Source organism: Sphaerotilus uruguayifluvii (genome assembly GCF_013294065.1).
GTDB classification, from domain to species: Bacteria; Pseudomonadota; Gammaproteobacteria; order Burkholderiales; family Burkholderiaceae_C; genus Sphaerotilus; species Sphaerotilus uruguayifluvii.
In genome coordinates this window covers 53,095-79,391 of sequence record NZ_JABSNM010000018.1, presented here as the reverse complement: position 1 = coordinate 79,391, position 26,297 = coordinate 53,095, and the positions used below count along the sequence as shown (strand labels likewise).

21 protein-coding genes and 1 tRNA gene are annotated in these 26,297 nt (G+C 71.6%); 10 read left to right on the top strand and 12 right to left on the bottom strand.

Annotated elements, in window-relative coordinates:
- The first annotated feature begins 4 nt into the window (after positions 1-4).
- Both HNQ01_RS17450 and HNQ01_RS17445 read left to right on the top strand, forming a co-directional pair.
- Positions 5-78: transfer RNA gene (locus HNQ01_RS17450), tRNA-Gly, on the top strand.
- 64 nt (positions 79-142) lie between these two features.
- Positions 143-1,201, top strand: a complete 1,059-nt coding sequence (locus HNQ01_RS17445) for a transporter (protein WP_173806700.1) — start codon at positions 143-145, stop codon at positions 1,199-1,201.
- Positions 1,202-1,219: 18 nt separating this feature from the next.
- Here the strand turns inward: HNQ01_RS17445 and HNQ01_RS17440 are convergent, their stop codons facing one another.
- From HNQ01_RS17440 to HNQ01_RS17430, 3 genes are all read right to left on the bottom strand, one after another.
- Positions 1,220-1,729 carry a copper chaperone PCu(A)C gene (locus HNQ01_RS17440; RefSeq protein WP_173806699.1) on the bottom strand — a complete coding sequence of 170 codons (510 nt, stop codon included), beginning with the start codon at positions 1,727-1,729 and terminating at the stop codon, positions 1,220-1,222.
- A 98-nt stretch (positions 1,730-1,827) separates the two neighbouring features.
- The gene (locus tag HNQ01_RS17435) at positions 1,828-2,211 is read right to left on the bottom strand and encodes a hypothetical protein (RefSeq protein WP_173806698.1); all 384 of its coding nucleotides are present in this window, start codon (positions 2,209-2,211) and stop codon (positions 1,828-1,830) included.
- Positions 2,212-2,265: 54 nt separating this feature from the next.
- The gene (locus HNQ01_RS17430; protein ID WP_173806697.1) at positions 2,266-3,783 is read right to left on the bottom strand and encodes a methyl-accepting chemotaxis protein; all 1,518 of its coding nucleotides are present in this window, start codon (positions 3,781-3,783) and stop codon (positions 2,266-2,268) included.
- Between the two features lie 342 nt (positions 3,784-4,125).
- Here HNQ01_RS17430 and HNQ01_RS17425 point away from each other — a divergent pair, with 342 nt between their 5' ends.
- The 3 genes from HNQ01_RS17425 to HNQ01_RS17415 are packed head-to-tail and all read left to right on the top strand — an operon-like array spanning position 4,126 to position 7,350.
- A complete protein-coding gene (locus tag HNQ01_RS17425) occupies positions 4,126-5,529 on the top strand; it encodes a (Fe-S)-binding protein (RefSeq protein WP_173806696.1) in 1,404 nt (467 codons plus the stop codon).
- The gene (locus HNQ01_RS17420) at positions 5,516-7,057 is read left to right on the top strand and encodes a protein adenylyltransferase SelO family protein (protein ID WP_173806695.1); all 1,542 of its coding nucleotides are present in this window, start codon (positions 5,516-5,518) and stop codon (positions 7,055-7,057) included. Before HNQ01_RS17425 ends, HNQ01_RS17420 begins: the two co-directional genes overlap by 14 nt.
- Before the next feature lie 26 nt (positions 7,058-7,083).
- On the top strand, positions 7,084-7,350 hold the full coding sequence (locus tag HNQ01_RS17415) for a hypothetical protein (RefSeq protein ID WP_173806694.1): 267 nt from the start codon (positions 7,084-7,086) through the stop codon (positions 7,348-7,350).
- 19 nt (positions 7,351-7,369) lie between these two features.
- Here HNQ01_RS17415 and prmB read toward each other — a convergent pair whose 3' ends face one another.
- From prmB to dapC, 5 genes are all read right to left on the bottom strand, one after another.
- Complete coding sequence (gene prmB, locus HNQ01_RS17410) at positions 7,370-8,281, bottom strand: 50S ribosomal protein L3 N(5)-glutamine methyltransferase (protein WP_173806693.1); 912 nt, start codon at positions 8,279-8,281, stop codon at positions 7,370-7,372.
- Positions 8,278-9,429 carry a succinyl-diaminopimelate desuccinylase gene (dapE, locus tag HNQ01_RS17405; RefSeq protein ID WP_173806692.1) on the bottom strand — a complete coding sequence of 384 codons (1,152 nt, stop codon included), beginning with the start codon at positions 9,427-9,429 and terminating at the stop codon, positions 8,278-8,280. Before dapE ends, prmB begins: the two co-directional genes overlap by 4 nt.
- Positions 9,430-9,464: 35 nt before the next feature.
- Complete coding sequence (locus tag HNQ01_RS17400; protein WP_173806691.1) at positions 9,465-10,724, bottom strand: PilT/PilU family type 4a pilus ATPase; 1,260 nt, start codon at positions 10,722-10,724, stop codon at positions 9,465-9,467.
- A gap of 64 nt (positions 10,725-10,788) precedes the next feature.
- A complete protein-coding gene (dapD, locus tag HNQ01_RS17395; RefSeq protein WP_173806690.1) occupies positions 10,789-11,628 on the bottom strand; it encodes a 2,3,4,5-tetrahydropyridine-2,6-dicarboxylate N-succinyltransferase in 840 nt (279 codons plus the stop codon).
- Between the two features lie 67 nt (positions 11,629-11,695).
- On the bottom strand, positions 11,696-12,916 hold the full coding sequence (dapC, locus tag HNQ01_RS17390; RefSeq protein WP_173806689.1) for a succinyldiaminopimelate transaminase: 1,221 nt from the start codon (positions 12,914-12,916) through the stop codon (positions 11,696-11,698).
- A 134-nt stretch (positions 12,917-13,050) separates the two neighbouring features.
- Here dapC and smc point away from each other — a divergent pair, with 134 nt between their 5' ends.
- The 5 genes from smc (at position 13,051) to HNQ01_RS17365 (ending at position 22,149) form a co-directional block, all read left to right on the top strand.
- Complete coding sequence (smc, locus tag HNQ01_RS17385; protein ID WP_173806688.1) at positions 13,051-16,581, top strand: chromosome segregation protein SMC; 3,531 nt, start codon at positions 13,051-13,053, stop codon at positions 16,579-16,581.
- Between the two features lie 63 nt (positions 16,582-16,644).
- The gene (locus tag HNQ01_RS17380; protein WP_173806687.1) at positions 16,645-17,859 is read left to right on the top strand and encodes a cell division protein ZipA C-terminal FtsZ-binding domain-containing protein; all 1,215 of its coding nucleotides are present in this window, start codon (positions 16,645-16,647) and stop codon (positions 17,857-17,859) included.
- A 49-nt stretch (positions 17,860-17,908) separates the two neighbouring features.
- Complete coding sequence (gene ligA, locus HNQ01_RS17375; RefSeq protein WP_173806686.1) at positions 17,909-20,068, top strand: NAD-dependent DNA ligase LigA; 2,160 nt, start codon at positions 17,909-17,911, stop codon at positions 20,066-20,068.
- A gap of 205 nt (positions 20,069-20,273) precedes the next feature.
- Positions 20,274-20,804: a hypothetical protein gene (locus HNQ01_RS17370; RefSeq protein WP_173806685.1), complete on the top strand. Its 531-nt coding sequence runs from the start codon at positions 20,274-20,276 to the stop codon at positions 20,802-20,804.
- A gap of 19 nt (positions 20,805-20,823) precedes the next feature.
- Positions 20,824-22,149 (top strand): hypothetical protein, encoded by a 1,326-nt coding sequence (locus HNQ01_RS17365; protein WP_173806684.1) that lies wholly within the window; start codon positions 20,824-20,826, stop codon positions 22,147-22,149.
- Between the two features lie 112 nt (positions 22,150-22,261).
- Here the strand turns inward: HNQ01_RS17365 and HNQ01_RS17360 are convergent, their stop codons facing one another.
- The 4 genes from HNQ01_RS17360 to HNQ01_RS17345 form a co-directional block, all read right to left on the bottom strand.
- Positions 22,262-23,233 carry a glucokinase gene (locus HNQ01_RS17360; protein WP_173806683.1) on the bottom strand — a complete coding sequence of 324 codons (972 nt, stop codon included), beginning with the start codon at positions 23,231-23,233 and terminating at the stop codon, positions 22,262-22,264.
- A gap of 142 nt (positions 23,234-23,375) precedes the next feature.
- Positions 23,376-24,440 (bottom strand): ABC transporter ATP-binding protein, encoded by a 1,065-nt coding sequence (locus HNQ01_RS17355; RefSeq protein WP_173806682.1) that lies wholly within the window; start codon positions 24,438-24,440, stop codon positions 23,376-23,378.
- A 20-nt stretch (positions 24,441-24,460) separates the two neighbouring features.
- Positions 24,461-25,309 (bottom strand): carbohydrate ABC transporter permease, encoded by an 849-nt coding sequence (locus HNQ01_RS17350; protein WP_173806681.1) that lies wholly within the window; start codon positions 25,307-25,309, stop codon positions 24,461-24,463.
- 25 nt (positions 25,310-25,334) lie between these two features.
- Positions 25,335-26,219, bottom strand: coding sequence for a carbohydrate ABC transporter permease (locus HNQ01_RS17345; protein ID WP_173806680.1), 885 nt, complete (start codon positions 26,217-26,219; stop codon positions 25,335-25,337).
- Between the last annotated feature and the right edge of the window lie 78 nt (positions 26,220-26,297).

Genomic DNA, 26,297 nt, shown 5'->3' with positions numbered 1-26,297 from the left:
CGAGGCGGGTGTAGTTCAATGGCAGAACGGCAGCTTCCCAAGCTTCATACGAGGGTTCGATTCCCTTCACCCGCTCCATGAACCCGATCCGACGCCCCGAAGGCACGCGCCTGTCGGGGCGTCGTCCTTTCCAGACTGCACCATGAGCCTTGCCGTTTCCGAGCTGCCGATCCACGCCCGCTCCTACGGTGGCGACGAGCACGGGCTGGTCTACGGCTACCTGTTCCGCCCCGAGTCCGAGCCGCTGCCGCTGGCCTCGGCCGAAGCTGCGCTGGCGGCGATCGCGCGCGGCCGAGCCGCGCAGGACGAGGCCGGCGCCGTCGTCTGGCTGCACTTCAACCTGGGCAATGCCCGCGCCGAGGCCTGGCTGCGGGCGCATGCGGCGCTGAACGAGGACTTCTTCGACGCGCTGCACCAGGGCTCGCGCGCGACCCGCATCGAGCGCGACGGCGAGGCCTTCTTCGCGGTCATCAACGACGTGACCTTCGACTTCACCTTCGAGGTCAGCGACGTCGCGACGCTGTGGATGAGCGTGGCCGAGCATCTGGTCATCACCGCGCGGCGCCAGCCGCTGCGCTCGGTCGACCGGCTGAAGAACTCGATCGGCCGGCATGTGCGCATCGAGTCGAGCACCGCGCTGCTGCACCATCTGCTGCGCGACCAGGCCGACGAACTGCAGAAGATCATCCGCCAGTCGACCGAGCGCATCGACGACATCGAGGAAGAAATGATCACCGGCGTGCACGGCAAGCACAAGGCGGAGCTGGCGCGCATGCGCCGGCTGATGGTGCGGCTGCGCCGGCTGCTGACCCCGGAGCCGGGCGCGCTGGCGCGCACGCTGGCGCGCCCGCCCGCCTGGGTCGGCCGGGAGGACCGCGACGACCTGCTGCAGGCCAGCGACGAGTTCTCGCTGGTGCTGCGCGACATCTCCTCGCTGCAGGAGCGCATCAAGCTGATGCAGGACGAGGACTCGGCCAAGGTGGCCGAGGAGAACAACCGCACGCTGTTCGTGCTGACGATGGTCACGGTGCTGGCGCTGCCGATCAACATCGTCGCCGGACTGCTCGGCATGAACGTCGGCGGCATCCCGCTGGCCGAGCATCCGCACGGCTTCTGGGTCGTGGTCGGCGTGATCACGCTGTGCACGGTGGCGCTGGCGCTCTACGCCACGCACCGCATCCGCTCGCCGCAGGGGCGCTGACGCGCCCCGGGCGGGGGGTCAGTGCTGGTGCTGATGCATCGGCGCGGCCGGCGAGGCCGCCGCGGCGTTCATCGCCCGCGCCTCGGCGCTGACCTCGACGCTGCTGCGCTTGCCGTCGCGGCCCTCGACCACCAGCGTCAGCGGCACCTTGTCGCCGGCGTTCACCGGCTTGACCACGTCGATCAGCATGACGTGATAGCTGCCCGGCTTGAGCTCCAGCGGCTTGCCCGGAACGAGGTCGAGGCCGGAGACGGCCTTCATCATCATCCGGTCGCCGTCCATGCGCATCTCGTGGATCTCGACGATCTTCGCGGCGTCGGACTTCACTTCCACCAGCCGCACCGGCTCGGTGCTGGTGATCTGCATGAAGGCGCCGGTGGCCTTCTGCTGCGCGACGGTGGCGCGCACCCAGGGTTCCTTGACGCTGACCTGGGCCTGGACGGCCAGGCTGGCGAGGGTCAGCACGGACAGCGCGGCGGCGCGCAGCAGCGGCAGGGAGGACAGGGGGCGCAGGGAGGAAGAGGACATGATGGTTCCTTCGGCGGACAGGGACAGGCCGGGCGCGCACGGGCACGGCACGGGAGGTCGGGACGTCGGCAGGCCTCCGGGGAGGCCGCAGGGCGGGCTCAGGCCAGGCCAGGAGGCGCCCGGGCGGGCAGGGGGGGGTGATGGGCCGCGGGGTCGGGCACGAAGTCGACGCGCAGCACCGCCGCCGGGGGCGGCTCGAGGTGGCGGAAGTCGGCCTGGCGGTCCGGTCCTGGCAGCAGCGCGCCGGGCGCCGGGGCGAGGCAGGCGGGGCAGTGGACTTCCGCGGCGTCGCCATGGGGGCGGGCCCCTTCGTCGTCATGCGCCGGTGTCCGGGCCGTCACGCAGAGATCGGCCAGCATCACCATGCGCACCGGGTCGGCCGCGGCGATCGCCCGCGACACGGTCGGCGCGATCGCGCCGGCCATCAGCAGGACGATCACCATGCCGACCAGGCGGGAGAGGTGATGGCGCCAGAAGGACATGTCCCGATGATAGCGGGCTGCCGCGGCGACACGAGGGCGAACCTCGTCGCCGGCTCAGGCGAGCCGGAAGCGGCTGACCGAATCGGCCAGCCGGCGCGCCTCCTCGTCCAGGCTGGCGGTGGCCTGGCTGGACTGCTCGGCCAGCGCGACGTTGGCGTCGCCCGCCTTCGCCAGCGACTCCACCGCCTCGCCGAGCTGGGCGATGCCGGAGGTCTGCGCGAAGGTGGTTTCCCAGATGTCCTTGACGAGCCGGTTCATCGCCTCGACCTGTTCGGCCATCTCGCGGATGGCCTGGCCGGTGCCGGCGGCCAGCGTGGTGCCGCAGCCGACCTGGCGGGTGCTGTCGGCCGCCAGCGTACGGATCTCGCGCGCGGCCAGCGAGGAGCGCTGCGCCAGCATGCGCACCTCGGTGGCGACGACGGCGAAGCCGCGCCCCTGCTCGCCGGCCCGCGCCGCCTCGACGGCCGCGTTCAGGGCCAGCAGGTTGGTCTGGAAGGCGATCGACTCGATGACCTCGACGATCTCGCTGACCCGGGTCGAGGAGGCCGCGATGCCCTCCATCGTCGCGCTCATCCGGTCCATCGCCTGGCGGCCGCGCTGCGCGGCCTGCTCGACGCTCTCGACCAGGCCGGCGGCCTGCTCGGCCGCCTGCGCGCTGCGGCCGATCATGCCGGTGACCTCGACGAGGTTGCTGCGCACATGGCCGAGCTCGTCGAGGTGGCCGGTGGTGCGGCCCTTCAGGTCGAGATTGCCGGCGTGGATCTGCGCGCAGGCGCTGGCCATGCGCAGGCTGCCCTGGCGCAGCTCGGCCACCATCTCGCCGAGCTGGTGGCACATGCGGTCGAGCGACTGCAGCAGCCGCGCCGGCTCGTCGCGGCCCTGGGCCTCGATGCGGCGGCTCAGGTCGCCGGCGGCGACCGACTCGGCCAGCTCGACCGCCTGGCCCAGCGGACGCACCACCGAGCGGGTCAGCCGCCAGCTCAGCAGGCCCAGTCCGAGCACCGACAGGCCGAGCAGCGCGAGCTGGATCTGCCGGCCGCGGGCCGCGGTGGCGTCGAACTCGGCCATCGAGCGGGCCCCGAGCTCGTTGCCCTGCACGACGGTCATGTCGACCGCGGCGCGGTGCTTGAGGTAGAGCGCATGCGCGGCCCCGAGCTGCTGGCGTGCGGCCTCCGGATCGCCGCCGGCCAGCGCCGCGAGCAGGGTGCGGGCGGTGCTGATGAATTCGCCGGCCGCACGGTGCTGCTCGCCGAGCAGCTCGCGCTCCAGCCCGAAGGGCGGATGGGTCTGCCACCAGTCGACCCGGGCCTGGTATTCCTTCGCGAGCCGCTCGAGCTCGCCTTGCGCATCGTCGGCATCGAGCCGGCCCTCCAGCGCCTGAGACAGCAGCAGCCGCATCTCGATCAGGTACATCGGCGGCGGCAGGATGTCGGCGACCACATCCTTGGCGACGAAGGCCCGCTCGCTGGCTTCGGACAGGCGTGCCTCGCTCCACAGCCCGGTCAGCGCACAGGCGGAGACGGCGGCGATGCCGATCGCGGCCATCGCGATCTGACGGGTCCGGACGGACATGCGGTTCAGTAGCGTCATCGGTGTACTGCGTGTGGATTCGTTTCCATTCCGGCGGCGCGGCCGGAATGCCCCGGGGAACTGTGCGGGCAACTGTGCAGGAAGACCGGTCGCGGGCAGGTCCGGAAATGATCGGTTTCCGTCCCGTTCCGACACATCCTGAAACCGGATGATTTCTTCTGGTGCATGGCACGCTCCCTGCTGCAAGGCGGTCATGTCGTGCTGCTGTCCGGGGCTTTCGATGCCTTTCCTGCCGTGCCTGTGTCCCGTCTGTCCGCGCCAGGCCGGGGGCGGCGTCGGTTTTGTCGTCAAGCCGACAGAGCGGGGCGCCCGATGAGCGAGGCGATGAAGACCGAGCTGGACTGGTCGGCCTGGGAGGGCTACGGCCAGGGCGATGCGTATGCGGCGGTGCCGCGTCAGGGCGGAGGCTTCGGCCGGGCGGCGGCGCTGTGCATCGGCAGCCGGCAGTGCCAGAAGGCGCGTGGCCAGGCCGGAGACAAGGGCGTGATGTGTCCGAGCTTTCGCATCACCGGCGAGGATCGCCACAGCACCCGGGGCCGCGCGGCGCTGCTGCGCGAGCTGCTCGACGCGCCGGGCGAGACGGTGCGGCTCGACGATCCGGCGCTGCAGGAGGCGATGTCGCTGTGCGTGGCCTGCAAGGGCTGCAAGCGCGAATGCCCGAACGGCGTCGACATGGCGGCGCTGCGCGCCGAGGTGCTGGCGCAGCGCTGGCGCCGCGAGTCGCCGCCGTGGCGCACGCGGCTGATGGCGTCGGTGCCGCGCTGGCTGCCGTGGCTGCGGTGGCTGCGCCCGCTGCTGGCCTGGCGCAACCGCAGTGCGTGGCTGGCGCGCCGGCTCGAGCGCCTGGGGGGCGTGGCGGCGGCGCGCTCGCTGCCGCTGCCGGCCACGCGCTCCTTCGACCGGCTCGAGCCGCGGACCACGATCGGGCTGCCGGACGACGCGCCGGCGCTGCGCGAGGTGGTGCTGCTGGTCGACTGCTTCAGCAACCATCTGGAGCCGCAGGTCGCGCAGGACGCGCTGCGGGTGCTGCAGGCCGCCGGTGTCCGGGTGCACCGGGTGCGGGCGCCGGCGGGCGGGCCGGCCCTGTGCTGCGGCCGGCCGGCCTGGTCGGCCGGTCGCATCGATCAGGCGCGCGACCAGGCGCGCCGGCTGCTCGAGGCGCTGGCGCCGCATCTGGCCGCCGGGCGCAGCGTCGTCGGCCTGGAGCCCTCGTGCCTGACGATGCTGCGCGACGAGTTCCTGCAGATGGGCCTGCCGGCCGATGCGGTGCAGGCGCTGTCGGGGCGGGCCCTGCTGCTCGAGGAGTTCCTGGTGCGGGTCTTCGACGGCCGCGGCGCGGTGCCGCCGTGGCAGCCGCTGGCGGCGACGGTCCATGTGCACGGCCACTGCCACCAGAAGGCCTTCGGCACGCTCAAGCACATGCGCCGCCTGCTCGGCCAGGTGCCGCAGCTGCGCGTCGACTGGATCGAGTCGAGCTGCTGCGGCATGGCCGGCGGCTTCGGCTACGAGGCCGAGCACCATGCGGCGTCGGTGGCGATGGGCGAGCTGGCGCTGCTGCCGGCGGTGCGCGCTGCGCCGGCCGAGGACCTGATCCTGGCCAGCGGCACCAGCTGCCGCCACCAGATCGCCGACGGCAGCGGCCGCCGGTCGCTGCATCTGGCGCAGCTGCTGGCGCGTGCGCTGCCCGGTGCGGCGCCGGATGCGGAGCCGCGCGGTGGCGCACGCTGAGCCGCTGCTGCCGGCCGGGCTGGTGCAGCCGGCCGTGCCGCTGCCGCTGCCCGCGCCGCGCTGGCTGTGGGCGAACGCGCCGCTGGCGGCGGTGCTCGGGCTGGAGCGCCTGGGCTGGCCCGGTGGCGAGCACGGCGCCTTTGCGCAGGCGCTGGCGGGCGCGGCGCCGTGGCCGGGCGGGCTGGAGTCGCCGCAGGCCAGCGCCTACGCCGGTCACCAGTTCGGCCGCTTCAGCGCACGGCTCGGCGACGGGCGGGTGATGACGGTGGCGGTGCTCGACGCGCCGGCCGCCGGCGGCCGGATCGAGCTGCAGCTCAAGGGCGCCGGACCGACGCCGTTCGCGCGCGGCCATGACGGGCGTGCGGTGCTGCGCTCGGCCCTGCGCGAGGCGCTGGCCTGCGAGGCGCTGCATGGCCTGGGCGTGCCGACGACCCGCGCGCTGGCGCTGCTGGCCTCGCCGCTGCAGGTCGAGCGCGACGGCGTGGCCGAGCCGGTCGCGGTGCTGGCGCGCAGCGCGCCGGACTTCACCCGCTTCGGCCATTTCGAGTTCCTCGCCCGGTCCGACGCGGCCGGCCTGGAGGCGCCCGAGCGGATCGCCGCGCTGCAGGCGCTGGCCGACCGCATGATCGAGCGCCACCATCCGGCGCTGGCCGGCCGTCCCGAGCGGCATGCGGCCTGGCTGCACGCGCTGGCGCGGCGTCATGCCGAGCTGGTGGCACGCTGGCAGGTGCTGGGCTTCTGCCATGGCGTGCTCAACACCGACAACTGCTCGGTGCTCGGGCTGACGCTGGACTACGGCCCGTTCGGCTTCCTGGAACGCTTCCGGCCGGAGCATGTCTGCAACGCCTCCGACACCGAAGGCCGCTACCGCTGGTCGGCGCAGCCGGCGGTGATGCGCTGGAACCTGCAGCGGCTGCTGCAGGCCTGCGCGCCGCTGCTGGGGGCGACGCCGCCGGCCCGGGAGGCGGCAGGCGCGGCCATCGAGGCGAGCTTCGACCGCGCGCTGGCGCAGGCGCTGCGCCGGGGCTGGGCGGCCCGGCTGGGATTGCGCGCCGCCGCGGACGAGACGCCGCGGCAGGTGGCGCAGCGCGACGATCTGGTGCTGCGCGCGCTGGCGCTGCTGCAGCGCTCGCGCGCCGACTTCACGCTGTCGTGGTGTGCGCTGGCCGACGCGATGCAGGCCGGAGAACGGCTCGAACGGCTGCCGCCGGCGCATCCCGGCGCCGCGCCGCCGCCCGATCCGGACGGCCTGCTGCGCGAGGCGCTGCTGGCCTGGCAGGCCGACTGGCAGGCGCTGGCGGCCGCGCAGGGCGGGCCGGACCGGGCGCTGCTCGAGCGGTCGAATCCGCGCGTCGTGCTGCGCAACGCCCTGGCGCAGACGGCGATCGACGCCGCCACGGCGGGCGACGTCGCGCCGCTGCAGCGGCTGATGACGCGGCTGGCCCGCCCCTTCGAGCGCGATCGCGACGACGAGCGCGACTTCGGCCCGGCGCAGGCCGCGGCGCCGGAGATCGGCTGCTCGGCCTGAACCTGCGCATTCCAGGAGCCGAGAACATGGTGATTCCCCCCGATCCGCACGAGCTGGTCGTCGCCGAGATGATCACGCACGAGCATGTCTGGCACGGCGCCGGCGCGACCTGCGACGAGGCGCGCGAGGCGCTGCTGTCGGCCTGGGCACGCCACCGCGCCGGCGTGCTGCGCCAGCATCCGCAGCTGGCCGCCAGCCTGCCCGAGGCCGCGGCGATGCCGACGCACTTCCGCATCCGCTACCGCGCCTACTGCCGAGGCGGGGGCTGGCGCGACGACGAGCGGCTGGTCTGACGCCTGCCCCGGGCGCCGCTCAGCCCGCGCCCAGCAGCGCCGCGCGCGTCAGCAGCAGCACCTGATCGTGGCCGGCGCTGGTTTCCAGCCAGATCGCCTCGAGCTGCGGGAAGGCGGCCTCGAAGTGCTCGCGCTCGTTGCCGATCTCCAGCACCAGCACCGCGTCGGGCGACATGCGTGCGGGCGCGTCCTTCAGCAGCTGGCGCACGAAGTCCATGCCGTCGCTCCCCCCGGCCAGCGCGATCTGCGGCTCGGCCAGGTACTCGGGCGGCAGCGCCGCCATCGACGCGGCGTTGACATAGGGCGGGTTGCACAGGATCAGGTCGTAGGGGCCGGCCAGCGCAGGCGAGCCCAGGCCGTCGCTCTCGACCAGGCGGATGCGCCCGGCCAGCTCGTGTCGGTCGACGTTGAGACGCGCCACCGCCAGCGCGTCCGGGGAGATGTCGGCGGCGTCGACCTCGATGTCGGGGAAGGCCATCGCCGACAGCACCGCCAGGCTGCCGTTGCCGGTGCACAGGTCCAGCACCCGGCGGGTGTCGGGCGAGAGCCAGGCGTCGAGCTCGGCGCCCAGCTCGGCGTCGGCCAGCAGCTCGGCGATGAAGGAGCGCGGCACGATGACGCGCTCGTCGACATGGAAGGGCACGCCCTGCAGCCAGGCCTCGCCGGTCAGGTAGGCGGCCGGGCGGCGGCTGTCGATGCGGCGCTGCACCAGCGCCTCGACCTGCGCGGCGGCCTCGGGAGGCACCGCGTCGTCCGCGACCTCGTCGAGCGCGTCGAGCGGGTGGCCGAGCTGCCACAGCACCAGCCAGGCGGCCTCGTCGAAGGCATTGGTCGTGCCGTGGCCGAAGCTCACGCCGGCGGCGTCGAGCCGCGCGGCCATCGCCTCGACGAGCTGCAGCGTGGTGGAAGACGGAGAAAGGGTCGAAGTCATGCGAGCAGGCGCTCCAGCGTGCGCAGGTAGATGTCCTTGAGCGGGCCGAGCGCGGAGAGTTCGCAGTTCTCGTCGATCTTGTGGATGGTGGCGTTGACCGGTCCGAACTCGACCACCTGCGGGCAGATGCGCGCGATGAAGCGGCCGTCGGAGGTGCCGCCGCTGGTGGAGAGTTCGGTCTCCAGGCCGGTGACGTCGCGGATCGCGCCGGCCAGCGCCTCGACCAGCGGGCCCGGCCGGGTCAGGAAGGGCCGACCGCTCAGGCTCCAGTCGAGCCGGTAGTCCAGGCCGTGGCGGTCGAGCACCTCGTGCACCCGCGCCTGCAGGCCCTCGGGCGTCGACTCGGTCGAGAAGCGGAAGTTGAAGTCGGCCACCAGCTCGCCGGGAATGACGTTGGTGGCGCCGGTGCCGGCGTTCAGGTTGGAGATCTGCCAGCTCGTCGGCGGGAAGTGGTCGTTGCCCTGGTCCCAGACGAGGCTGGCCAGCTCGGCCAGCGCCGGCATCGCCAGGTGGATCGGGTTCTTCGCCAGATGCGGATAGGCGATGTGGCCCTGCACGCCGCGCACCGTCAGCCGGCCCGACATCGAGCCTCGCCGGCCGTTCTTGACCATGTCGCCCAGGTGCTCGACCGAGGTCGGCTCGCCGACGATGCAGGCGTCGAGCCGCTCGCCGCGGGCCTCCAGCCAGTCGCAGACCTTGACCGTGCCGTCGCGCGCGGGGCCCTCCTCGTCGCTGGTGAGCAGGAAGGCGATCGCGCCGCGGTGGTCGGGGTGGGCGGCGACGAACTCGCGCACCGCCTCGACCATCGCCGCCAGCGAGGTCTTCATGTCGGCGCTGCCCCGGCCCCAGAGGCGGCCGTCGCGGTGCGTCGGCACGAAGGGGTCGGAACTCCACAGTTCGACCGGGCCGGTGGGCACCACATCGGTGTGGCCGGCGAAGACCAGCGTCGGGCCGTCGCCGCCGGTCCCGGAGCGCCTGGCCCAGAGGTTGCTGACGCGGAAGTCGTCCGGGCCGAAGGGCAGGTCGTGGCAGTCGAAGCCGAGCGGGCGCAGCTCGGCGGCGATCAGCGCCTGGCAGCCGGCGTCGTCGGGCGTGACCGAGCGGCGGGCGATGAGCTGCTCGAGCAGCGTGAGGGTGGGCAGGTGCATGGAAAGGCGGGGGCGGGGCCGGGCAGCGCGGGCCTTCAGCGCTGCTTGGCGGGGAAGGGCTGAGGGGTGAGCGCGGCGGCGTGGCGGCCGGGCGCGTTCACGCCGGACATCGGCACGCTGTCGGCCATCGAGCCGCGCGGCGCGGGCATGACCTCGAGCTCGATCTCGGTGAAGGACGGACCGTCCTCGGCCTCGGGCTCCTCCTCGGCGGCGCGGCGCGAGGCGGCGCTCTCGTTCTGCAGCCGCCACAGCAGGTTGGTCGGCGAGTCGGCGTTGGCGACGCCCTCGTCGCGGGTGACCAGGCCCTCGCCGATCAGGCGCGCGATGTCCTGCTCGAAGGTCTGCGAGCCCTCGGCCATCAGGCGGTCCATCGCGTCCTTGATGCCGGAGAGATTGCCCTGCTCGATCATCTCGGAGACGAGCTGGGTGTTGAGCAGCACCTCGACGGCCGGGATGCGGCCGCCCTGGGTCGAGCGCAGCAGCCGCTGCGAGACGACCGCGCGCAGGCCCGCGGCCAGGTCCGACTGCAGCGCCGGGCGCGCCTCGGGCGAGTAGAAGGACAGGATGCGGCCCAGCGCGTGGTGGCTGTTGTTGGCGTGCATCGTCGACAGCACCAGGTGGCCGGAGAGCGCATAGGACAGCGCCGCGCTCATCGTCTCGCGGTCGCGGATCTCGCCGATGAAGATGCAGTCCGGCGCCTGGCGCATCGCGTTCTTCAGGCCGATCTGCAGCGACTGCACGTCGCGGCCGACCTCGCGCTGGTTCACCACCGACTTGTGGTTGGTGAACAGGAACTCGATCGGGTCCTCGATGGTCAGGATGTGCCCGGCGACCTGGCGGTTGCGGTGCTGGATCATCGAGGCCATCGTGGTGCTCTTGCCGGTGCCGGTGGCGCCGACCATCAGCACCAGGCCGCGCTTGGCCAGCGAGAGCGTGGCCAGCACGTCGGGCAGGTGCAGCGTCTCCAGCGCCGGGATCTCGGTCGGCATGAAGCGGAACACGCCGGCGATGGTGCCGCGCTGCTTGAAGGCCGACAGGCGGAAGGTGCCCAGCCCGGCGATCGGCACGCCGACGTTGAGCTCGCCGGTCTCGTCGAGCTCCTCGAGCTGGCCGGAGCCGAGCACCTCGGCCAGCAGCTGGCGCGGCTGGTTCGGACCCAGCGGCTCCTGCGTGAGCTGCAGGATCTGGCCGTGGATCTTGATCAGCACCGGCATGTTGGCCGACAGGAACACGTCGGAGGCGCGTTTCTCGGCCATCAGCCGCAGGATGCGCTCCATGTTGCGCGTGCCGTTCATCGTCTTCTTCCCCCTTCGTGTTCCGGTGCGGCGCGGTCGACCGCGTGGTCGATCGCTCGGGCGATCAGTCGCGCAGCAGGTCGTTGATGCTGGTCTTCGAGCGGGTCTGCGCGTCGACGCGCTTGACGATGATCGCGGCGTACATGCTGTAGTCGGCGCCGTTGGCGGCCTTCTTCGGCAGGTTGCCGCTGACCACCACCGAGCCCGAGGGCACGCGGCCGTAGGAGATCTCGCCGGTGGCACGGTCGAAGATCGGGGTCGACTGGCCCAGGTACACGCCCATGCCCAGCACCGAGTGCTCCTCGACGATCACGCCCTCGACCACTTCGGAGCGCGCGCCGATGAAGCAGTTGTCCTCGATGATGGTCGGGTTGGCCTGCAGCGGCTCGAGCACGCCGCCGATGCCGACGCCGCCCGACAGGTGGACGTTCTTGCCGATCTGCGCGCAGGAGCCCACCGTGGCCCAGGTGTCGACCATGCTGCCGGCGTCCACATAGGCGCCGATGTTGACGTAGGACGGCATCAGGATCGCGCCGGGCGCGACGAAGCTGCCGCGGCGGGCGACGGCCGGCGGCACCACGCGCACGCCGGTGGCGCGCAGCTGCTCCTCCGACAGGCCGCCGAACTTGGTCGGCACCTTGTCGAAGAAGGTCAGGGCGCCTTCGCCCATCGGCACGTTGTCGTTCAGGCGGAAGCTCAGCAGCACCGCCTTCTTCAGCCACTGGTGCACGGTCCACTGGCCGACGCCCTCGCGGCTGGCCACGCGCAGGCGGCCGGCGTCGAGCTCGTTGATGGCGTGGGCGACGGCCTCGCGGATCTCGGCCGGGGCGGCGGCGACGGACAGGTTCGCGCGGTCTTCCCAGGCGGCTTCGATGACGGATTGCAGTTGGCTCAGGTCGGACATGGGGATCTCTCGGAGGGGATTCGAAGGAAGGGGAAGGGCGCGGCGGCGCCCGGGTCGGAACGCAGGGTCAGGCCGCGGTGTTGGCCCGGATGAAGGCGGCGATGCGGTGCGCAGCCTCCAGGCACTCGTCGACGCCGGCCACCAGCGCCATGCGCACCCGGCCGGCGCCGGGATTGATGCCGTGCGCCTCGCGGGCGAGGTAGCTGCCCGGCAGCACCGCGACATTGTATTGAGCCAGCAGCTCGCGGGTGAACGCGGTGTCGCTGCCGCCGCAGACGGCCTCGGGCACCTTGGCCCAGAGGTAGAAGCTCGCATCGGGCAGCGCCACGTCCATCACCTCGGCCAGCACCGGCGTGACCTGCGCGAACTTGCGCCGGTACATCTCGCGGTTCTCGACCACATGCGCCTCGTCGTCCCAGGCGGTGATGCTGGCCTGCTGCACCGTGGTGCTCATCGCGCTGCCGTGGTAGGTGCGGTAGAGCAGGAAGGCCTTCAGCAGCGCCGGGTCGCCGGCGACGAAGCCCGAGCGCAGGCCCGGCACGTTCGAGCGCTTGGACAGGCTGGTCAGCACCACCAGGCGCTCGAGGCCGCGGCCCAGGCGCCTGGCGGCCTGCAGCGCGCCCAGCGGCGGCTCGTCGCGGAAGTAGATCTCGGAGTAGCACTCGTCGGAGGCGATGACGAAGCCGTGGCGGTCGGACAGCGCGAAGAGCTGTTCCCATTCCTCCATCGGCACCACCGCGCCGGTCGGGTTGCCGGGCGAGCAGACATAGAGCAGCTGCGTGCGCGACCAGGTCTCGTCGTCGATCTGCGACCAGTCGGCGGCGAAGTTGCGCACCGGATCGCTGTTGGCGAAGACCGGCGTGGCACCCGACAGGTAGGCCGCGCCCTCGTAGATCTGATAGAAGGGATTCGGGCAGACGACGACCGGGCCGCCGCGCTCGAGGTCGCGGCTCGGGTCGATGACGGTCTGCGCCAGCGAGAACAGCGCCTCGCGCGAGCCGTTGACCGGCAGGATCTCGGTGTCGGCGTCGAGCGTGACGCCGTAGCGGCGCTCGATCCAGCCGGCGCAGGCGCGGCGCATCGCCGGCAGGCCGGCGGTGGCCGGATAGGCGGCCAGGCCGTCGAGCGAGCTGGTCAGCGCGAGCTTCAGGAACTCCGGCGTCGGATGCTTGGGCTCGCCGATGCCCAGGCTGATCGGCGCGAGATCCGGGTTCGGTCGGACATCCTTGGTCAGCGCGCGCAGGCGCTCGAAGGGATAGGGCTGAAGACGCGTGAGCAGGGGGTTCATGGGTGCCGGATTATCCGGTATCCGGCCTGTGTCCGGCTCGCGCCCGGCCCGGTCAGGGCCCGGTGCTATCATCGCGCCCGCCCCGTGATCGATGGTTGCGGGAAAATCACTTTCAGATCAAAGACTTGCGGCCGATGCGCCTGAATTCGATCAAGCTCGCGGGCTTCAAGTCCTTTGCCGATCCGACCCATTTCCAGCTGCCCGGGCAGCTGGTGGGCGTGGTCGGCCCCAACGGCTGCGGCAAGTCCAACATCATGGATGCGGTGCGCTGGGTGCTGGGCGAGAGCAAGGCCAGCGAGCTGCGCGGCGAGTCGATGCAGGACGTGATCTTCAACGGCTCGGGCAATCGCAAGCCCGCCGCCCGCGCCAGCGTCGAGCTGATCTTCGACAACGCCAGCGCGCGCGCCGGCGGCCAGTGGAACCAGTACGCCGAGATCGCGGTGCGCCGGGTGCTGACCCGCGACGGCACCAGCCAGTACTACATCAACAGCCAGCCGGTGCGCCGGCGCGACGTGCAGGACGTGTTCCTGGGCACCGGTCTGGGCCCGCGCGCCTACGCCATCATCGGCCAGGGCACGATCAGCCGCATCATCGAGTCGCGCCCCGAGGAGCTGCGCCTGTTCCTGGAGGAGGCCGCGGGCGTCTCCAAGTACAAGGAGCGCCGCCGCGAGACCGAGAACCGCCTGAAGGACACCCGCGAGAACCTCACGCGGGTCGAGGACATCCTGCGCGAGCTCGACACCAACCTCGAGAAGCTGGAGGCGCAGGCGCAGGTGGCGCAGCGCTTCCGCGACCTGCAGCAGGCCGGCACGCTCAAGCTGCACCAGCTCTGGTTCCTGAAGCACCGCGACGCCACCGGCGAGCAGCAGCGGGTGCGCGAGGCGGTGCGGGCGGCGACCAACGCGCTGGAGTCGCGTGTGGCCGAGCTGCGCGCCACCGAGGCGGCGCTGGAGTCGCTGCGCCAGTCGCACTATGAATCGAACGACGCGCTGCACGTCGCCCAGGGCCGTCTGGCCGAGGCGGCGATGCAGGTCAGCCGGCTCGAGGAGCGCATCCGCCATGTGGCCGACGCGCGCCGGCGCAGCCAGCAGCGGCTGACTGAGGCGCAGGCCCAGGCCGCGCAGTGGGTCGAGCGCCAGGCCGAGGCCCAGGCGCAGCTCGAGGACCTGGCCGGGCGCCAGATCGAGGCCGAGGAGCAGGCTGCGGTGCTGGCCGCGCAGCTGGAAGAGCAGGCCGAGGCGCTGCCCGCCGCCGAGGACCGGCTGCGCCAGGCCACCCAGCAGGCCGGCGCCGAGCGGGCCTGCGCCACCGGCGTGCAGCAGCAGATCCAGCTGCTGGCGGCGCAGTCGCGCCACCTCGACGAGCGCCGCCGCGAGATCGAGCTGCGCCGCGAGCGCCTCGGCGCCGAGCGGCGCCAGCTCGCCGCGCCGGACGCCGAGCGGCTGGCGCTGCTGCAGGCGCAGCTCGACGAGGCCCGCGACCTGCAGGCCCAGGCCGAGGAGCGGCTGGCCGCGCTGACCGAGCAGCTGCCCGAGCTGGAGGAGCAGCGCCGCGCCGCGCAGCAGCTCGCCAGCCAGGAGCAGGCGCGTCGCGCCCAGCTGGCCGCGAAGCTCGACGCGCTGCGTGCGCTGCAGGAGAAGGTGCAGCGCGGTGGCCGGCTGCCGCCCTGGCTGGCGCGCCACGGCCTGGACGGGCTGGCGGCGCTGTGGACCCGGCTGCAGGTCGAGCCGGGCTGGGAAAGCGCGCTGGAGGCGGCGCTGCGCGAGCGCCTGCAGGCGCTGGAGATCGGCCGGGTCGAGACGGTGCGCGCCTTCGAGGCCGATCCGCCGCCGGCGCGGCTGGTGTTCTGCAGTCTGGCCGAGGCTGCTCGCGCCGAGGTGCCGGCCGAGGAGGCGCCGCATCTTCCGCTGCCGACGCTGGCCTCGCGGCTGCGCCTGGGCGATGTGGCGCTCTCCGGGCTGCTGGAGGACTGGCTGGCGGGCTGCCGCACCGCGCCGGATCTGGCCGCGGCGCTTTCGCTGCGCGAGCGGCTGCGCCCGGGCGAGCTGATCCTGACGCCGGCCGGCCATGCGGTCAGCCGCCATGCGGTGGCCTTCCATGCGCCGGACTCCGAGCAGTCCGGCCTGCTGGCGCGCGCGCAGGAGATCGAGCAGCTCGACCGCCAGACCCGCGCGCAGGGGCTGCTGGCCGACGGCGCGCGCGACGCGCAGGTGCGCGCCGAGGCTGCCGCCGCCGAGGCCTCGCGCCAGCTCGCCGTCGCCCGGCGCGAGGCGGGCGAGGCGCAGTCGCGCGCGCATCAGCTGCAGGTCGAGGTGCTGCGCCTGGCGCAGCAGGCCGAGCAGGCCACCCGCCGGCGCGAGCAGCTCGACGCCGAGATCGCCGAGATCGACCTGCAGGCCGAGGACATCGAGGAGCGCCGCCAGACCGATCAGGCCCGGCTGGAAGAGCTGGATCTGCAGCTGGGCGATGCGCAGGAGGCGCAGGTCGCCGCCGAGGACCGGGTGCTGGAGGCCGAGCGGCGCCTGGGCGACGCGCGCGAGCAGCTGCGCCGGCTCGAGCGTGGCGCGCAGGAGGCGCAGTTCGGCGCCCGCGCGCTGGAGGCGCGCCGTGGCGAGCTGCAGCGCGCGATCGAGACCGCCGCGCAGCAGATCCGCGCCGCCACCCAGACCGAGAGCCAGCTGCAGCTCGAGCTCGACGGCTTCGACGAGGCCTCGACCAGCGAGGGCCTGCAGGAGGCGCTGGAGCTGCGCATCGAGCGCGAGCAGGCGCTCTCGGGCGTGCGCTCGCGCCACGAGGAGCTCACGCTGCAGCTGCGCCAGCACGACGAGCGCCGCGGCGCGCTCGAGCGCGAGCTGCAGCCGCTGCGCGACGACATCACCCGGCTGCAGCTCGAGGAGCAGGCCGCCTCGCTGGGCGGCGCGCAGTTCATGGAGCAGCTGCAGGCCGCCGGCGTCGATCTGGCGCCGCTCGCCGAGGGCATCGAACGCGACGGCGTGCGCCTGCACGGCCTGCAGGCCGAGATCGACCGGCTGCAGCGCGAGATGAACGCGCTGGGCGCGGTCAACCTGGCCGCGCTCGAGGAGCTGGGCTCGGCGCGCGAGCGCAAGGGCTTCCTGGATGCGCAGAACGCCGACCTGCAGGAGGCGATGCAGACCCTGGAGGAGGCGATCCGCAAGATCGACGCCGAGACGCGCGACCTGCTGCGCAGCACCTTCGAGCGGGTCGACGCCGGCTTCGGCCAGATGTTCCCGTCGCTGTTCGGCGGCGGCACCGCCCGGCTGGTGATGACCGGCGAGGAGATCCTCGACGCCGGCGTGCAGGTCATGGCGCAGCCGCCGGGCAAGAAGAACTCGACCATCCATCTGCTGTCGGGCGGCGAGAAGGCGCTGACCGCCATCGCGCTGGTCTTCGCGATCTTCCAGCTCAATCCGGCGCCGTTCTGCCTGCTCGACGAGGTCGATGCGCCGCTGGACGACGCCAATACCGAGCGATATGCCCGCCTCGTGCGCCGAATGTCGGACCAGACGCAGTTCCTGTTCATCTCGCATAACAAAATAGCGATGGAAATGGCAGAACAGCTCATCGGGGTGACAATGCAGGAGCAGGGCGTCTCGCGCATCGTCGCCGTCGACATGGAGGCCGCCGTCTCGATGGCGGAGTCATGAGATGAGCCAGCGATGCGACTGCCGCGCAACGACACGCACTGACGACAAGGAAAACGGGGTCCGATGAATTCGCTTCAACTCTGGTTGGCCATCATCGGCGGGCTGGTGCTCGCCGGGGTGATCGGGCATGGCGCCTGGCAGACCCGCCGGGCGTCCGGCCGGGGCCGGCCCGCGAGCGCTCCCGCGCCGGCCCCGGCCGTGCCGGCCGAGCCCGACACCACGCCGCTGCCGCGGCCCGAGGAGATCGATCCGGTCTCGCTGCGCACCGTGCCGATGGCACACGAGCCCAGCTTCGCGCCGGAGCCGGCGGCCACGCAGCCGGCGGTCTTCGACAGCCTGCCGCGCGAGATCCCGATGCCGGTGGCGCCGGTCGCGGTCGAGCCGCCCGCGCCGATCGAGCAGCGCCTGGCCGAGGTGCCGGCCGCGCTGGTGCAGCCGCCGCGCCGCCAGAGCACCAGCGCGCGCATCGACGCGCTGATCGACTCGGTCGTCGAGATGCTGCCCGACGAGCCGCTGCCGGGCGAGCAGGTGCTCGCGCATGTGCCGCCGAGCCGTCGCGCCGGCAGCAAGCCCTTCCTGATCGAGGCGCGGCCGGTCGGCGGCGGCGACTGGGAGGCGCCGCTGGCCTCGGCACGCTACGACGCGCTGCGCGCCGGGCTGCAGATGGTCAATCGCAGCGGGCCGATCAACGAGATCGAGTATTCCGAGTTCGTGCAGAAGATCCAGGCCTGCGCCGATTCGCTCGGGGCGGCGGTCCGCTTTCCCGACATGCTCGAGGTGGTCGGCCAGGCGCGTGCGCTCGACCACATCGCGGTCAACCATGACGCGCAGCTGGCGATGCGGCTGCACGCCCGCCGCGGCAGCTGGCCGCTGAGCTGGGTGCAGCAGCACGCCTCGCGCCACGGCTTCGTCAACGGACCGACCCCGGGCCGGCTGGTGCTGCCGGGCCGCGGCGAGGCGGCGCCGGCGGTGCTGGAGCTGTCGCTGGACGCGCAGGCGGCGCTGGCCGACGATCCCGGCAATGTCTGGGTCGACGAGATGTCGCTGGTCTTCGACGTGCCGCAGACACCGCGCCAGGAGCAGCCCTTCAACGCCTGGTGCGCCTCCGGCCAGGCGCTGGCGATCGCGCTGGACGCCGACGTCACCGACGACAACGGCCAGATGCTCAACGCCGAGTCCTTCGCGATGATCCGCGAGGACCTCGACGGCCTGTACGACAAGCTCGAGGAGTTCGGCCTGCCCGCGGGGGCGCCGGTCACGCGCCGCCTGTTCAGCTGAGATCCGGCCGAGATCCGGCCGAGGGCGTGCCGCGCCTACACTGGCGCGCATGTCCCAGACCGATCTCTTTTCCGACGCTCCCTCCGACCTGCCTCCGCCTTGCGCGGAGCCGGCCGCCCTGCGCGCGGCCGAGCTGCGTCGCCAGCTCCACCATCACGCCCACCGCTACTACGTGCTCGACGCGCCGGAGATTCCGGATGCCGAGTACGACCGCCTGTTCGCCGAGCTGCAGGCGCTCGAGGACGCCGATCCGGGGCTGCGCACGCCCGACTCGCCCACGCAGCGGGTCATCGGCGCGGTGCTCGACGGCTTCGCATCGGTGCGCCATGCCGTGCCGATGCTCTCGATCCGCACCGAGACCGACACCGAGGCCAGCGGCGCTGTCGCCTTCGACGCGCGGCTGCGCCGCGAGCTCGAGCTGGGCGAGGACGCGCCCGCGCTGCGCTACGCCTGCGAGCTGAAGTTCGACGGCCTGGCGATCAGCCTGCGCTACGAGCAGGGCGTGCTGGTGCGTGCGGCCACCCGCGGCGACGGCGAGACCGGCGAGGACGTGACGCAGAACATCCGCACCCTCCATCAGATCCCGCTGCGGCTGCGCAAGGACGTGCACGAGGCTCCGGCGGTGCTGGAGGTGCGTGGCGAGGTCTACATGCGCCGCGACGACTTCGAGCGGCTCAACGAGCGCCAGCGCGAGCGCATCGCCCGCGGCGACAAGGGCGAGAAGACCTTCGTCAACCCGCGCAATGCCGCCGCCGGCGCGGTGCGCCAGCTCGACCCGGCGATCGCTGCGAGCCGGCCGCTGAGCTTCTTCGCCTACGGCCTGGGCGAGGTGGTCGGCTGGGACGGCCCCGAGGTCGGGGGCGAGCCCGCCACGCATTCCGGGGTGCTCGACCGGCTGGCGGGCTGGGGCCTGCCGGTCTGCGCCGAGCGCGCGGTGGTCGAGGGCGCCGAGGGGCTGGCGGCCTTCCATGCCCGCGTGGGCGCGCTGCGCGACACGCTGCCCTTCGACATCGACGGCGTGGTCTACAAGGTGGACGAACTGGCGCTGCAGCGCCGCCTGGGCTTCGTCAGCCGCGAGCCGCGCTGGGCGGTGGCGCACAAATACCCCGCGCAGGAGCAGATGACGCGCGTGCTGGCGATCGACATCCAGGTCGGGCGCACCGGCAAGCTCACGCCGGTGGCCAAGCTCGAGCCGGTCTTCGTCGGTGGCACCACCGTCAGCAACGCCACGCTGCACAACGAGGACGAGACGCGCCGCAAGGACGTGCGCGTCGGCGACACGGTGATTGTGCGCCGCGCCGGCGACGTGATTCCCGAGGTGGTCGGCGTGGTGCCGGAGCGCCGACCGCCGGACGCCGGCGAGCCCTTCGACCTCTACCTGCGCCTGCAGGGCCGCTGCCCGGTCTGCGCCAGCGACATCGTGCGGGAAGAAGGCGAGGCCGACTGGCGCTGCACCGGCGGCCTGTTCTGCCCGGCGCAGCGCAAGCAGGCGCTGCTGCACTTCGCCGGCCGGCGTGCGATGGACATCGAGGGCCTGGGCGACAAGGTGGTCGACCAGCTGGTCGACAGCGGCCTGATCCGCACGCTGCCCGAGCTCTACAAGCTGGGCGTGCTCAAGCTCGCCGCGCTCGAGCGCATGGGCGAGAAGAGCGCGCAGAACCTGGTCGACGCGCTGGAGAAGAGCCGCCACACCACGCTGGCGCGCTTCCTGTTCGGGCTGGGCATCCGCCATGTGGGCGAGTCGACCGCCAAGGCGCTGGCGCGCCACTTCGGCGGCATCGACCGGCTGATGGACGCCACGCCCGAGCAGCTGGTCGAGGTACCCGACGTCGGGCCGATCGTGGCGGCCAGCCTGCGCACCTTCTTCGACCAGCCGCACCACCGCGAGGTGGTCGAGCAGCTGCGCGCCGCCGGCGTCACCTGGGACGAACACGAGGGCGCGCCGCCGGCGCAGAGCCTGCCGCTGGCCGGCCTGACCTTCGTGCTGACCGGCACGCTGCCGACGATGGGCCGCGACCAGGCCAGGGACCTGATCGAGGCCGCCGGCGGCAAGGTCAGCGGCTCGGTCTCGAAGAAGACGAGCTATGTCGTGGCGGGCGCGGAGGCCGGGTCGAAGCTTGACAAGGCTCAGTCCCTGAGCCTGCCGATCCTCGATGAGGAAGGTTTGCTGAAGCTTGTCGCCTCGTTGCGGGCGGCGCGGTACCCGTGAAGCGCCCAATAAGTCGCAATATCGGAAAAGTGCGCTCCAGAACCCCCGAAATGAAGGGTTAGTCTGCCGCTTGTCGAGTTCCAGAATGCAACGCAACCAGCTGGACAGGACCTGTCCGCCGATCTCGCGGTGATCCATCGCAGGTTCGGCGGGCGAGCCAGCAGGGCTTACGACCCAAGTTGCATCAAGCGTGGAACCGATGGACATGAAGAAGTTGTCGATGATGGGGGCGCTGCTGGCGTTCGGCCTGCTGGCCGGTTGCGGTGGTGGTGGTGGCGGCGGTGGCGGCAGCGACACGCCGGCGAAATCGACCGGCGAGGTGCTGACCAGCGTGTCGGCCTCGACGCTGCAGATCGACCGCGGCACCACGGTGGCGGGCACCGATGCGAACGGCGACAGCGTGCGCGACGACGTCGCCACCTGGATCGCCGCCCAGGGCTACACCGCGCCGATGGGCTCGGCGGTCACGCAGCTGGCCAAGGCCTACCAGGGCGCGCTGACGGTCGGCGTGTCCGACAGCGATGCGCTGCGCAAGGCGCGCACCGCCGCCAGCGATGCGGTCGAGTGCGTGATGCAGACGGCCGCCACGATCGATGCCGGCTACAAGGCGGTCGCCGACCTGCGCCGCGTCGCGGTCAACACCGATGCCCGCGTCCAGGCCTATCTGGCCTACACCGCGGCCGTCAACGACACCGTGGTTCGGGCCCCGGACGGCAATGGCTGCGCCAGCCAGTGACATCACAGGGAGCGACACGATGAAGAGCACGAACACTTTCCTGCGTCACGCACTGGCGCTTGCGGCCGGTGCGGCGCTGATGGCCGGCCACGTCACCGGTTCGGCCGCGACCACGGGCATCTGCGATCCGGACGGCGGCTACACGGTCGCGTACTACAACGGCACGATGGCGCTGCCCGACGATGCCGACGCGCAGCGCGCCGCGATGCGCCGCGCCCGCCACGGCGTCAACACCGGCGCGATCGAGACGATCAACGGCGAGGTGGTCCACTACGAGACCTTCTACTCGGCCAACACCGCGCAGCTGCAGGCGCTGGCCACGACCTACCGCCAGTCGCTCGACGGCGCGCTGAGCGCGTACTGGGAGTATTTCTGGGACTTCCTGGGCGGCGACAACTCGGGCTGGACGGCCCTGGCGACGAAGACGGGCGACTCGCGCTTCACCGCGCTGGGCTCGTCCTTCCCGGCCCAGGTCGCCTCGCAGACGGCGGCCGCGCTGTCCGAGATGAAGACCGCGGTGCCGACCTCGACGACGCTGGGCAACGTGCAGAAGGCGCGTGTCCAGGCGCTCTACACCGAGCGCCAGAAGGTCACGCTGGTCAGCCAGGGTGAGCAGGGCGCGCTGTTCGCGGACAAGGGCTTCGCCAGCATCGGCTCGCCGACCGACGGCACGATGCTGCGTCTGGGCCTGAGCGCCCGTCCGGGCTCCGACGCTTCGGCCCTGAGCGCGAAGATGGCCGCGCTGGTCACGCCGACCAACCTGGCCAACAACAAGGGCTTCTTCACCGCGACGCTGTCGTGGTCACTGCCTGCAAGTGCATATGGTTCGCGTAACGACTTTGACCTGCACGTGATTGAGCCTACACCTCCGGTGAAAAGCAGTTCTTATGTCCAGTGGGTTCACTACTTGGACGAAAATGATCCCGCCAAAGGCGGCGGAGGCGATAGTCAAGTCACCAACTCTTTGAAGGGTTACGCTGGCTACTTGGATCGTGATGGCAAGGGGTTCACCGCTGACAGCACGACGGAGCACTACTACGCCTCTTGTGACGAGACAAAGTTGCTTGAGGGAACCTACTGGATTGCTGTCACAAAGGTGAGCGGTGTCGACCCCGCGCGGACTTCGATCACGCTGCAGATTGCCACGGCTAAGGCAGGCGAGGTGTACTCGAAGACCTTCGCCTACGACGACATCCTGGTCTTCGACCGTCAGACCTACCTGACCTTCCCAGTCAAGATCGAGCTGAAGAAGAATGCTGACGGCACCTGGGCCAAGCCGGTGGTGACGCCGTACGCACCTTCGGCCAGCTACGACAGCACCGGTCTGCCAACCACCAAACTCTGATCTTTGACCCTGTTGGATGCATATGCGCATCCGACGACCCGAAAAAAAGCCGCGGTACCCGCCGCGGCTTTTTCTTTTTGGCTTCTGGCCTCAGCGCTGCTGTCCAACCACCTCAGAGATCCTGATCCAGCGCGCGCGCCACGCCCAGCAGCGCTGGCGACACGCTGGCGTCGATCACGAAGACCGGCATCTGCGCCAGATAGGCCTGGAAGCGTCCCTTGGCCTCGAAGCGGGCGCGGAAGGGCGAGCGGTCGAGGAAGTCGCCCAGGCGCGGCACGATGCCGCCGCCGATGTAGACGCCACCCAGCGCGCCCAGCGTCAGCGCCAGGTTGCCCGCGACGCTGCCCAGCAGCGCGCAGAAGCGCGAGGCCGCCTCGACGCTGCGGGCGCATTCGCCCGAGAGCGCGCGGCGGCTGACGTCGGCCGGCGTCGACGCGGTCGCGGCCACGCCGTCGAGCTGGCAGACGGCCTCGTACAGCGCCACCAGGCCGGCGCCGCAGATCGCGCGCTCGGCCGAGGCGTGGCCGTAGCGCTCGCGCAGCACCGCGATGATCGCCTCCTCGCGCGCGTCGCCTGCCGCCAGCGTCACATGGCCGCCTTCGCCGGCCAGCGCGACCCACTGGTCGCCGGCCGGCAGCAGGCCGGACACGCCCAGGCCGGTGCCCGGGCCGATCAGCGCGATCGGGGCCTGCGGGCGGGCGCTGCCGCCGCCGACCTGGCGCAGCTCGTGCGGCTGCAGCGAGGGCAGCGCCAGCGCCAGTGCGGTGAAGTCGTTGATCACCACCAGCCGCTGCAGCCCCAGCTCGGCCTGCAGGCCCGAGATCGAGAAGCCCCAGTGGTGGTTGGTCATGCGGATCTCGTCGCCGGTGACCGGATTGGCGATGCCCATCGCCATCGAGCCGGGCTGCCCCAGGCCGGTGCCGGCGAGATAGGCGCGCACCGCGTCGGCCAGCGTCGCGTGCTCGGCGCAGGGCAGGGTGCGGATCTGGTCGATCGCGGCGCCATCATGCGCGATCCAGCCGAAGCGGGCGTTGGTGCCGCCGATGTCGGCCACGAGGCGGGGATAGGGCGAACGGGAGCTCATCTGCGGGGCGTTCAATCGGGAATGAAGAGGAGGGGCGGACAGGTGCAGGCCGGAAACGGCAGCGGCGCGCCATCCTAGCGCGCCGCAGGTTTCGTGCCCAGAACAAGCCGGCACCGGGGCCGGCCTGTCCGGGCGGGGCGGATCAGCGGCCCAGGCGCTTTTCGGTCTCGCCGTCGAAGAGGTGGACCGCGTCGGTCGACCAGCTCAGGTTCACCCGGTCGCCGACCTGCTCGTCGACATGGCCGGGCACGCGCACCACCACCGGGCCGGCGGCGGTCTTGACCGACACGTAGGTCTCCGGGCCGGTGGGCTCCAGCATGGTGATCTCGCCGGCCAGGCCGCTGGAGGCGAAGCTGATCTTCTCCGGGCGCAGGCCGTAGATCACCTTGCGGCCGGCCGGGGCCGCCGCCTGATGCTCGGCATGGGTCGCCAGCAGCGTGCCATTCACCGACACGCCGCCGGCGGCGACCGTGCCGCGCAGCATGTTCATCGCCGGCGAGCCGATGAACTCGGCCACGAAGACGGTGGCCGGGCGGGCGTAGATGTCGTCGGGCGTGCCGAACTGCTGCACCACGCCGCCCTGCATCACCGCGATGCGGTCGCCCAGCGTCATCGCCTCGACCTGATCGTGGGTGACGTAGACGGTGGTCGTCTTGGTGCGCTGGTGCAGCTGCTTGATCTCGGCGCGCATCTCCACGCGCAGCTTGGCGTCGAGGTTGGACAGCGGCTCGTCGAAGAGGAACAGCGCCGGGTCGCGCGCCAGGGCGCGGCCCATGGCCACGCGCTGGCGCTGGCCGCCCGAGAGCGCGCCGGGCTTGCGCTCGAGCAGGTGCTCGATCTGCAGCATCTTGGCCACGCGGGCCACGGCCTTGTCGCGCTCGGCCTTCGGCACCTTGCGCATCTCCAGGCCGAAGGCGATGTTCTCGGCCACGTTCATGTTCGGGTAGAGCGCGTAGCTCTGGAACACCATGGCGATGTCGCGGTCCTTGGGCAGCGCGTTCGTGACGTCGCGCTCGCCGATGTGGATGGTGCCGCTGGTGGGGCTGTCGAGGCCGGCGATCATCGACAGCAGCGTCGACTTGCCGCAGCCCGACGGGCCCACCAGGATCAGGAACTCGCCCTTCTCGATCTCGAGATCGATGCCCTTGAGGATGTGGATGTCGCCGCTGTAGGTCTTGCGGACGTTGCGGATGGAAAGTGCGCCCATGATGAGATCCTGAATCCTTCTTAACCCTTGACGGCGCCGGCGGTCAGCCCGCGCACGAAGTACTTGCCTGCGACGACGTAGACGAAGAGCGTCGGCAGCGCGGCGATCATCGCGGCGGCCATGTCCACGTTGTATTCCTTGACCGAGCTGGAGGTGTTGGCCAGGTTGTTCAGGCCCACCGTGATCGGCTTGGAATCGGCGCCGGAGAAGACCACGCCGAACAGGAAGTCGTTCCAGATGTTGGTGAACTGCCAGATCAGCGTCACGACCAGGATGGGCGTCGACAGCGGCAGCACGATGCGCACGAAGATGCGGAAGAAGCCGGCGCCGTCGAGCATCGCCGCCTTGATCAGCTCGTCGGGCAGACCGATGTAGTAGTTGCGGAAGAACAGCGTGGTCGAGGCCAGGCCCATCAGCACGTGCACCGTGATCAGGCCCCAGATCGAGTCCGACAGGCCGATCCAGCCCAGGATCTGCGACATCGGCAGCAGCACCACCTGCAGCGGCATGAACACGCCGAACAGCATGAAGGAGAACAGCAGCTCGCTGCCCTTGAAGCGCCACTTGGTCAGCACGTAGCCGTTGAGCGCGCCCAGCGTGGTCGAGACCGCCACGGCCGGGATGATCATGGCCATCGAGTTCCAGAAGTAGGGCTTCAGGCCGTTGCAGTCGGTGCCGGTGCAGGCGCTCGACCAGGCCTTGCCCCAGGCCGTGAAGTCCAGCGCGGCCGGCAGGGCCAGCAGGCTGCCGCCGCGGATCTCGCTCATGTCCTTCAGCGAGGTCACGAGCATCACGTAGAACGGCAGCAGGAAGAACAGCGCGAAGACGCCGAGCAGGCCGAAGATGATGAAGCGGTGGACGTTTTTCATGAGGGGACTCTCCGCCGGCGCCGGGTCAGCGACGCTGCGAGCGCAGCTCGCTGTACAGGTAGGGCACGACGATGGCGGCGACGGTGGCCAGCATCACGGTGGCCGAGGCCGCGCCCAGACCGATCTGGCCGCGGGTGAAGGCGTGGGTGTACATGAAGGTCGCCGGCACGTCGGTGGCGAAGCCGGGGCCGCCGGCGGTCAGCGCCATCACCAGGTCGAAGCTCTTGATCGCGATGTGCGCCAGCACCATCAGCGTCGAGAAGAAGACCGGGCGCATGCTCGGCACGATGATGCGCCAGTAGATCTGCGGCAGCGTCGCGCCGTCGATCTGCGCGGCCTTGATGATCGAGTCGTCGATGCCGCGCAGGCCGGCCAGGAAGAGGGCCATCACGAAGCCCGAGCTCTGCCAGACGCCGGCGATCACGACCGTGTAGATCGCCATGTCGGGGTCGACCAGCCAGCCGAAGCGGAAGTTCTCGAAGCCCCACTGGTTCATCAGGTGCTCCAGGCCCAGGCCGGGATTGAGGATCCACTTCCAGGCGGTGCCGGTGACGATGAAGCTCAGCGCCATCGGGTAGAGGTAGATCGTGCGCAGCAGGCCTTCGGCACGGATCTTCTGGTCGAGCAGGATCGCCAGCAGCAGGCCCAGCGCCATGCCGATGCCGATGAACAGCACCGAGAACAGCCCCAAATTCTTCAGCGCCACCATCCAGCGCTCCGACTCGAACAGCGTCACGTACTGCTGCAGGCCGACGAAGTCGTAGTTCGGCAGCAGACGCGAGGCCGAGACGGACAGGTAGCCGTTCCAGGCGATCAGGCCGTAGATGAACAGGAACGAGAGGACGAAGCTGGGGGCGAGCACGAGGCGCGGCAGCCAGCGGTCCAGCCGGGCGGCGGTGGAGGAGGACATGGTGGTGGCGAGCTGGGGGAATGGGGCCCGCCCGCGGCGGGGCAGGCCCTGAAAGGGCCATGGCCGCCGCGGCGGCCA